Consider the following 9,041-nt stretch of genomic DNA (forward strand, 5'->3'; position numbering starts at 1 on the left):
CTCCTTACAAGTTGTGCATGGCATCAAAAATCGCCGCACTTTGAATGTTGATTTTCACGTTCAAACTTTGACCAAAGGCATCCAATTCCGCACGAAGTTGCGTGAAATCTTGCTTCTCATCTGATGACACCACCGCCATCATGGTAAAATACTCATCCAAAACAGTCTGAGAAATATCATCAATATTAAGTCCCAATTCCGCAATCTTAGTCGCAACACCCGCAACAATCCCTGACTTGTCCTTACCGACAACTGTAACAATAGCTTTCATCTGAACACCTCTTCTAAATTTTCATTTATTTTATCATAAATATGCAGAAAAAGGTAGAAATCCTATTGCTTTCTACCTCCATCATACGTCTTTATAGTCCTTGTTGCTTCTTGTAGTCGGTCACAGTCATGCCAGTCCATTTCTTGAAGGCACGGCTGAAAGCATTGACCTCGCTGTAGCCAATCAAGCTGGAAATCTCCTCTGCTGGTAATTTCATCTTGAGATAGGAGAAGGTCATGGCCTTTTGGACGGCTTGCAGTTCCTGTTTGAAGCTGGTATTTTGAGCATAACCAAGTTCTTCGCCGTACGTACGCATATTTTCTTGAATAGCTGCCAAGATTTCCAAGCGTTCTGCGATTGAAACTGTGTCCAAGCTTGTGGGTCCAAGTGGTTAAATGCTTCTTGATCTGTGAGTACCATGATGATTTCCTCATTCCTTAATTTGTTTTACAAGAATGATTATAGACCTCTGACAGAAAAAGTTGAATGACATTTGGCGACTTGTGCTTACCAATTTACGCCAAAGAAAAGAACTCCCCAATCCGAAGATGAGAGAGTCCGATCTACTAGTATGGCACTGGAATGACAACCAATACAATAAATTGATTTGATTTAACACTAATATTTAGATGTCCTTTCAATTTCGTAACCCTATCATAAATGCTTTTTATTCCTATACCTTGTCTATCTGGCGATTTGATAGATTTCATACCATCATAATGAATAGCCACATTAGTTTTTGCGATAGAATTAGCTATTTTAAAAACCAATTTGTTATGCTTAAAGCGTAATACTATGTCAATTGGGGTCTTTAAGCCGTTACGTTCAATTTCTTCTATAGCATTATCAAGAATATTCCCAAGAATGGCACACAAATCAATAGCAATAGTACTTAAATCTAAATTATATGGAACTTGTAAATCTAAATTATATAGGATATCATCTTTTTTCATCTTAGATATTTTTTGATTTAATATTGCATCAATGGGGATACATCCTGTAATTTTACGATTAAATACTTCCTGTCCCAATATCTCTTGAGTTATTGTTTGGATGTTCTCACATTCATTATTAGCAGCATAAAAATCAATTGAAGAAATAATATTTTTCAAATCGTGTCTAAGGATAGCCAACTCATTTTCTTGCTTTATGATCTCACTCGTCATGTTATTTTCATCAGAAGCTATTTTGTTTTTGATAATATTGTAGTTTTTTTCACTCAAGTAATTATAAAGCACAATGATAACAATATTAATTAACCACAAATAGCTGTCAAATAAGAGAACTTTACCAAGAGATAACGGTATTTTATGTAATAGCAAGACAATCGAAATAAAAGGAGTGACTGAAAGAATACCATATTCTATTTTATTCAGACCTATTAAATTGTCTACTTTGAATCGTCTCAAGCCTAATACAAATATCAGAGTCAGCACCATCAGGAAAAATTGAACAAAGAAGATAGCAAATGTTTTAGTTTGTGGTGCATGGTTAAATAGTAAAACAACAATATCTTCTTGAATCAATAACCAAAAAATCAGAAATAAGAAATGAAATATTTTTTTCACTATATTTCCAGATAAAAAGAAGAAGAGAATCAAAAAAGTGAAGAACAGGGAAAAAATTTTCAAATCAATAAAGGTATTCTGATTCACAATTATTGACGTCCTGCCAATAAAATAGATGAATACAATAAAGCAATAGAATCTCAGCTTAGAAATTCTGATAACAAAAAAATGCTGTAAATAGATCCAAATAATAAAGCTTTGAAATAAAAAAAGAGAGAGGAGACCAGTCGTTTTAAATAAACCAATCATAATCCAAAACTCCTCTCAATAAATTGATTATAGGCTGTAACTACCGCTTTCTTTCGACTTCTACTGATAGCGATACAATCGCCATTTACCATTGTTACTTCATTTCTATTAAAAGATGCAACATAATCTAAATTAATTATTGTACCACTATTAACTCTAACGAAATGTGTTTGTGGTAACCCTTCTTCAATTGTTGATATCTTCCCATAAAATGACACATTACTACCATCAACTAATTCAAGATGAATTTTTCTACCAAATTCAGAATATAAGCAGACAATATTCTCTAAAATCACTTGAAAGTGTTCCTTACCTACTTGATAGAATAGGAATTTCTGTTTAGCAGTCAATTCTACAAGAACATCCTTAAGAACAGCTCTCAGTTTCTCAATAGATACAGGTTTTATTAGATAACGAAAAGGAGAGACTTCAAAACTCTCTAAAGCATACTGTTCATAACTTGTAACGTAAATTAAGATAAAATTCCGATCAATATCCCTCAATAGTTTTGCAGTCTCAATCCCATCAATTCCTTCCATTTCAATATCCAAAAACACCAAGTGATAACTATCCTTCTGAGTCCTCATCGCTTTCACTAGACGCTCCCCTTTATAATAACCATCAATCTCATATTGAATGTGACTCTCATCAAAATAGGTTGAAATTTGAGTCTCTAAATGACTAACCTGTAAGCTATCATCATCACAAATTGCTATTCTATACATCTATTTCTATAAATTCCTTTTTGGAATATTATATCACTCACAATGCTTTCTTTTCAAATCCTTTCATGGTAGCGATCAATAATAATATACACATTAAAAAATAACTTAACAAATGAGCAATAGACAAACTAATTGTAAATTGATAATTAGGTACAACAAAGAAATATCCAGGGATAAATTTAGAAATAACAGTAACATACGACAACAGTTGACATAAAAAATAGACACCTAAACTTATAAATGCAGCTACTATCGCTGAAACATGTAGTGATAAATAAAAAGCAACGCTAGCAAGCAAAATAATAAAACCTAAATTTACCAAACTAATGACTATTGACTGTACATTCGTAGCATGTAATTCCAAAAAATTCTCATAGCCATATTCACTTCTAGATACAAAACAAATATAAGTGGCTAGTGATGATAAGCAGTTCAGTACATACAAAAATAAGATTGATAAGATGACAACTATATATTTAGAAATAATCAATGTTTTCTTACTAGATACTCGGTTTACTTCTAGTAGAATTTGCCCACCTTGGATTTCTCCACCTAAAATAAAGGAAGAAGTATACAAAATTAACAATAAGGGAATGGTTAAGATTAGTAAGAACGTCCACATCGTCGTGATAAAGGTAACTAAATCTAATTTAGCACCGATTTTCACAAAATCCCAATGTAAGAAAATACCCAATCCGTAAACTAAGGACCATAAGGATAACACTGTTAATACGATAAAATTTTTCCGTTTCAGTAATTTATAGAGTTCTGCTAAAATAATAGATTTCATGATTTTACCCCCTAAATAATTCCTCGATAGAATCTTTTATTGTGATATCTTTGATTTCACCGTTATACTTGTAAATAAGTTTTAAAATTGAATTTAGCGTTGATACATCCTGCGGTAGAATTATCTGATTTTCTTTTATATCGACTAAAACTTTCAAACATTCCTCTAGCTCTGGCACTACATGATCCAAGGTTATAATTATTTTATTTTCTCCCAGTTTAGAATGCATTTCAACACGCTTTTCATTTATAAATAAGAAATAATCACAAATTTCTTCAATTTCGTGTAACTGATGTGATGAGATTAGTATTGTAACCCCCTTTTCTTGACGTAGCTTTACAATATAATCTAGAAGAATCCTAACTCCTGCGGGATCCAAACCAACAAATGGTTCATCTAAAATCAAAAATTCAGGATCATCCAACAATGCTAAAGCCAAACCCAATCTCTGTTTCATACCAAATGAATAAGATTTTACTGGTTTTTTACTATTATCTAAACCAACAAATTTTAACAACCCATCAATTCGGTCATCTAAATCTTTTTCACTGAATGTTGAAGAGTACATAGAGAACAATTTTAAATTATCATATGCAGAGAAATCTTCAAACAATCTACAATCTAGGAGGAAACCAATTTTATTCAATGCCTTTCTTTTAGTATGATAATTCGAATCCCCTTCAAATTGAATATCACCTTCAGTTCGTGATGTGAGACCCAATATCATCTTCATAAGAGTAGTCTTCCCACATCCATTTTTTCCAATCAAGCCAACTATATCTCCTGATTGGATGTCAAAATTGACATTAGTTAACACTTCTTGTGAACCAAACGATTTACTTAAATTACACGCTCGTAGTATTGTACTCATGAATATTACCTCCACCAGGTGCGGTATGCACTAAATAATTATCGAACTCAATCTTTTCAAAAGAGATTCATCTAAATTATAAGAAATCATTAAGATATTTTTCTGGATCCAAAAATTTATAAGCTATTACTTTTGATGATTGTTCATCTAAAGTAAACTCAGCTTTATCAAGTTGATGTTTTTAGTATAGCCCAAATAAGCAAAACAAAAGCTCTTTTGTACTAATTTGTATGTTTACTTGTAGTATCTGGTAATCCATTCTTTTACTCACATTATTGATTATTTGATTGGGGATTCTCCCCAATCAAATCAAAAAACTCGCTTTCGCGAGTTTGGTTGTTTATTTCATACTTTGCGACCGACGGGCATAGGCTTTCCAGTCAATCCCACGCGCTTCGCACCAGTTTTGTACATTTGGAGCCAAGACCAAATCTTTCTGACGGAGTTCCGCAATGTTCTTAGCACCCAGCATGGTCATGATTTCTGCCATCTGCCATTGGAAGGTCTTGATAGCCTGCAAGCCGTCGTCAAAACGATGTCCCTTACCATCCTTGACATACTGGAGGAAATGATTGGACATACCAACAAGGTCTGCACCGAGGGCCAATGATTTGACAATATCTAGTGGCGTCTTAATACCACCAGATGCAATCAGACTTGGGCGAACTTCTTCAGGGACAGACATAGCTTCCACCAAGGATGTCACCGTTGACTGCCCCCAACCCTCTAGATAGGTATAATCATTGAAGGTCCGACGGGCATTTTCAATCTTGGCAAAATCCGTCCCCCCAGTCCCAGACACATCAATGGTCTTGACACCGACAGAAGCCAGTTGGGCAACCGTTTCACGGCTCATACCAAAACCAACTTCCTTGACGATGACCGGCACTTCCATCTCCCGCACTAGAGTTTCAATATTCTTCAACCACATGGTAAAATCACGGTCTCCCTCAGGCATAACAATCTCCTGAGGTGCATTGACATGGATTTGGATGGCATTGGCCTCCAACAAATCCACCGCCCGCTTGGCATTCTCAACACTGTGGTGGGCACCTAGATTGGCAAAAATAATGCCATAAGGATTTTCCCGACGCATAACGGAGAAGGTTTCCGCAACAGACGGATCCTTGATCGCCGCACTAACCGAACCTGAAGCCAGAGCAATCTTCCCAAAATGCCCCATAATTCCCAAGAGGCGATTGATTTCCCGCGTCTTCTTGCTTCCACCGGTCATGGCATTGATAAAGAAAGGAAAGGCAAAGTCCAAACCAGCTACACTGGTCGAAATATCCACTTCATCTACCTTGGTCTGAGGTAGGGAATGATGGACAAACAAGGTCTCCGTAAAGTCCTTGGCCGGTGTGGCACTATATTGCTGGTTGGCCAAGCCAACGTGTTGATCCTTGCGGTCTAAACCAAATTCTCCTAGATAAAACATAGGGTTCTCCTTATTCTCTACTTGTGATCTTTAGTTGGAGTGGAAGAATGCCGGCTTGTTGCCAAGCCTTCTCAATAGCTACTTTTTGTTCCTTACTGTCTACCAAGCAAATGCCGCAGTCACCACCGCCTGCACCAGATGATTTGGCCACCGCTCCATAAGTCTGGGCCAGATCACAGAGTTGGCTCAGTCGAGGCGTTTCAATGACCAAGCCCATTCCTCTCGCAAAGTCTTGTAAGAGCTTGCGGTTCTGAGCAATGGCCTGTCTTACTGACGCTGAGTCATTTGTCTGACAAGCTACTATCAACTGCTCTACACAGGTCTTAGAGTCGGCTAGAAACTGGCTATGAATGTACTCTTTTTCTGCCTGACTTTTTTGGCTTTCCATCTGGGAAACCAATCGATCTGTCGAAGCCGCCGACCCTGTCCAGCCAACCAAGAGGTCTAAGCCCTCGGGTAACTGGATAGGGCTGATGGACAACCCCTGCCAATCACTTTCCACCAGATCCAGCAGGGACAGCTCTGCCATTTTCCCTAACAGCCAAGAACGGTCCAGGGAATGATAGGCAATCAAGCCACCAAAACTGGAAGCCGCCAAGTCACCGAAGGAACCCGTCATGCCTAGTTTGGTCTGGACCAAGGCTGCCAGCTTGTAGGTCAGGAGGGCATCTGGTCGGTGACCGTAGTAAGTTAGCAGGGCCTTGACCGTCGCAACCGTCACTGCCCCTGACGAGCCCAAGCCGTACTTGGCACCTGAAGTCTGGTCATCCAGGTCAGATTGGACCGCTAGGCTATAGGTTGCTTGACAAGTATAGCCCTTGGCTGTCAGATAGGCTTCTGTCACCTGCATGGTTGTCTCAATCAGAGCATAGGGATGGTCCCCTTGGACATGAAGGGCACCTTCCTGACGTTCCCAAGTCAGATAGAGGTCTGCTTGCTGGCTGGAATGAAGAAGGCCGTGGTCACTTGTTTCAATGGTGACAGTCAGGTATTGGTCAAGGGCCGCAATCACTGCGGGATAGCCTGCCTCGACGACTGCATATTCCCCTGCTAGAAAGAGTTTTCCAGGTATCTTTACTTGTACTCTCATGCTACAAGCCCTTTTCAAACGTTGCTTGTGAGGCCTGCCACTCGTCTTCGCTGAGGACATAGGCAGCAGGACCAGGCTTGCTGGTGATGATTTTCTCTCTTGGGAAGACTTTGGCCAATTCAGCTACTAGCTCATCCATTTGACTTGCTCGGCAGAGGACCTTGACATTCGGTCCTGCATCCATGGTCATGTAGGCTGATAAGCCACTTGTCTCACGAACCTGACGGACTGCCTCTTGGGCCTCTAGGCTATCGGCTGACCAGTAGGTAAATGGCGGATTGGCAGAGAGCGTCGTTGCGTGCATTTTCATACCATTGTGTTCCGTAATCTGACCAAGTTTTTCAAAATCACGGTTGGCAATAGCTGCCTTGATGTCCACCAAGTCTTGTTTGGCGGTTTCTACCCAGGCGGAATAAAATGGCGAGGTAGCAACCGTGTGGTCCATTCCCTCTCGACTGGCAATCTTCTTCGGTCCAGTATTGACGGCTAAGACGACCATGGCAATATCCCAATCGGCATCGTCAATGGGATGAGCCATAGAATCTTCCGAACCCGTTCCCATATCCCACTCGACAAATCCACCGAATAGGCTGCGGGTACTGGAGCCAGAGCCTCTACGTGCTAGGGTGGATAGGGTGGCTGGTGACAAATCTAAATCCAAGGCAGTTGCGGTTGCAAGTGCAAGTGCTGCGAAGGCTGATGCTGAGCTGGCCAAACCAGCCGCAGTCGGAACAAAATTTAGACTTTCCACTCGGGCAAATGCCCTTTCACCTATATATTCGCAAAATAAATCCAAAAATCGAGAAATTTTTAAAATTTCTTTTTCTTTTTGTAAGATTCCGTTGAGATAGAATTCATCAGCAGTTAATTCCGGGTCAAAAACGACCTTGGTATCCGTATAAAATGCGTCAAGGGTCAGGGATAAACTGGAATTCATAGGTAGGAATAATTCCTTATCGCGTTTTCCCCAGTATTTAATCAAGGCAATATTGGTATGGGCACGGGCTATGCCTGTTTGTTTAGTCATTGGTTTCTCCTAAGTACTGTATCCAGGTTTGGCGGGCACCACCTTGGTCAAGTATGTATGCAAGTTTTTGGGCATCCTGGGCTGTTCTTGCCAGGGCAATCATGCATCCTCCACGGCCGCCACCAGTTAATTTGGCTCCGAGAGCTCCATTTTCTTGGGCAAGGCTGACCAGCTTATCCAGGCTGGGATCAGACACGCCTAATTTTTGCAGGAGAGCATGAGCTTGGTTCATTCTGCTGCCTAGAAGCTCTGCCTGGTCTGTGGCTAAATCTTCCTTGGCCTGTCGGGTCAAGTTACCCAGTTCTTCTACTAGCTTGATAGCCTCTGGCTTTTTCTCCAACAAATCCGCCACGTCTGAAATGGCTTCTAAGGTATTTCCCGTCACGCCTGTATCAGCCACTACCAAGTGGGCATGGAGTTTCAGCTCCAAGGGTTCGATGGGCTGGTGCTTGATAAAGAAGACGGGGGACTTGCCGCTGGTGGTCGCCGCATCAATCCCCGATGGGTTGCCGTGAGCAATTTTTTCCGAAGACTGAACGATGTCCAAGAGTTCGTTGTCAGTCAGTTCTTTTTCATAGTAGGCAAAGAGGGCGCGTGCCACTGCAACTGCCACGGCTACACTGGAGCCCATGCCGCGCTCGGCGGGAATAGTCGAACTGATCTCGATATGAATCGCTGGGTCTGTCGGCGCACCAATGCGATAGAGCGAAAAACGAATGGCGTGCTTGAGGCTTTCCCAGATTTTGGGCATCTTGTGAACCAGTCCTTCATAGAAGTCACAGGCTACACTAAGTGCCTGGCCTTGGGCAGTCACCTGGGCTGTAATTTCCACAGCAGAAAATGGCATGGCAATAGCAGGCTGACCATAAACCACCGCATGTTCTCCCATCAAAATGATTTTCCCATTTGCTTTTCCTACTACTGACATACTTTTTCTCCTCGTAAAATAAGTTTATGGGGATTTTTCAATCCCAAATTTTTAATGAGTGTAATAATGTTAACTTGACTATTG

10 protein-coding genes are annotated in these 9,041 nt (G+C 40.2%); all 10 read right to left on the reverse strand.

Annotated features, from left to right (window positions below; genetic code table 11):
- Window positions 1-4 precede the first annotated feature (4 nt).
- The 10 genes from P7J36_RS06890 to mvk all read right to left on the reverse strand — a co-directional run bounded on the left by P7J36_RS06890 (window position 5) and on the right by mvk (window position 8,957).
- Window positions 5-271, reverse strand: coding sequence for an ACT domain-containing protein (locus P7J36_RS06890; protein ID WP_029175615.1), 267 nt, complete (start codon window positions 269-271; stop codon window positions 5-7).
- A gap of 91 nt (window positions 272-362) precedes the next feature.
- Complete coding sequence (locus P7J36_RS06895; RefSeq protein WP_408551609.1) at window positions 363-644, reverse strand: helix-turn-helix domain-containing protein; 282 nt, start codon at window positions 642-644, stop codon at window positions 363-365.
- 193 nt (window positions 645-837) lie between these two features.
- The gene (locus P7J36_RS06900) at window positions 838-1,926 is read right to left on the reverse strand and encodes a GHKL domain-containing protein (protein WP_408551610.1); all 1,089 of its coding nucleotides are present in this window, start codon (window positions 1,924-1,926) and stop codon (window positions 838-840) included.
- Window positions 1,927-2,084: 158 nt separating this feature from the next.
- Entirely contained in the window at window positions 2,085-2,813 is a 729-nt protein-coding gene (locus P7J36_RS06905; protein ID WP_408551611.1) for a LytR/AlgR family response regulator transcription factor, read from the reverse strand.
- A gap of 37 nt (window positions 2,814-2,850) precedes the next feature.
- Window positions 2,851-3,603 (reverse strand): hypothetical protein, encoded by a 753-nt coding sequence (locus P7J36_RS06910; RefSeq protein ID WP_408551612.1) that lies wholly within the window; start codon window positions 3,601-3,603, stop codon window positions 2,851-2,853.
- A gap of 4 nt (window positions 3,604-3,607) precedes the next feature.
- Window positions 3,608-4,474 carry an ABC transporter ATP-binding protein gene (locus P7J36_RS06915; protein ID WP_408551613.1) on the reverse strand — a complete coding sequence of 289 codons (867 nt, stop codon included), beginning with the start codon at window positions 4,472-4,474 and terminating at the stop codon, window positions 3,608-3,610.
- Window positions 4,475-4,814: 340 nt separating this feature from the next.
- Window positions 4,815-5,912, reverse strand: coding sequence for a type 2 isopentenyl-diphosphate Delta-isomerase (gene fni / locus P7J36_RS06920; protein ID WP_408551614.1), 1,098 nt, complete (start codon window positions 5,910-5,912; stop codon window positions 4,815-4,817).
- A gap of 10 nt (window positions 5,913-5,922) precedes the next feature.
- Window positions 5,923-7,002, reverse strand: coding sequence for a phosphomevalonate kinase (locus P7J36_RS06925; protein WP_408551615.1), 1,080 nt, complete (start codon window positions 7,000-7,002; stop codon window positions 5,923-5,925).
- A gap of 1 nt (window position 7,003) precedes the next feature.
- Window positions 7,004-8,029, reverse strand: coding sequence for a diphosphomevalonate decarboxylase (mvaD, locus tag P7J36_RS06930; protein ID WP_408551616.1), 1,026 nt, complete (start codon window positions 8,027-8,029; stop codon window positions 7,004-7,006).
- The gene (gene mvk / locus P7J36_RS06935) at window positions 8,022-8,957 is read right to left on the reverse strand and encodes a mevalonate kinase (RefSeq protein ID WP_408551617.1); all 936 of its coding nucleotides are present in this window, start codon (window positions 8,955-8,957) and stop codon (window positions 8,022-8,024) included. Before mvk ends, mvaD begins: the two co-directional genes overlap by 8 nt.
- Between the last annotated feature and the right edge of the window lie 84 nt (window positions 8,958-9,041).

The sequence above is a fragment of the Streptococcus suis genome (genome assembly GCF_046032115.1).
Taxonomy (GTDB): Bacteria; Bacillota; Bacilli; order Lactobacillales; family Streptococcaceae; genus Streptococcus; species Streptococcus suis_AJ.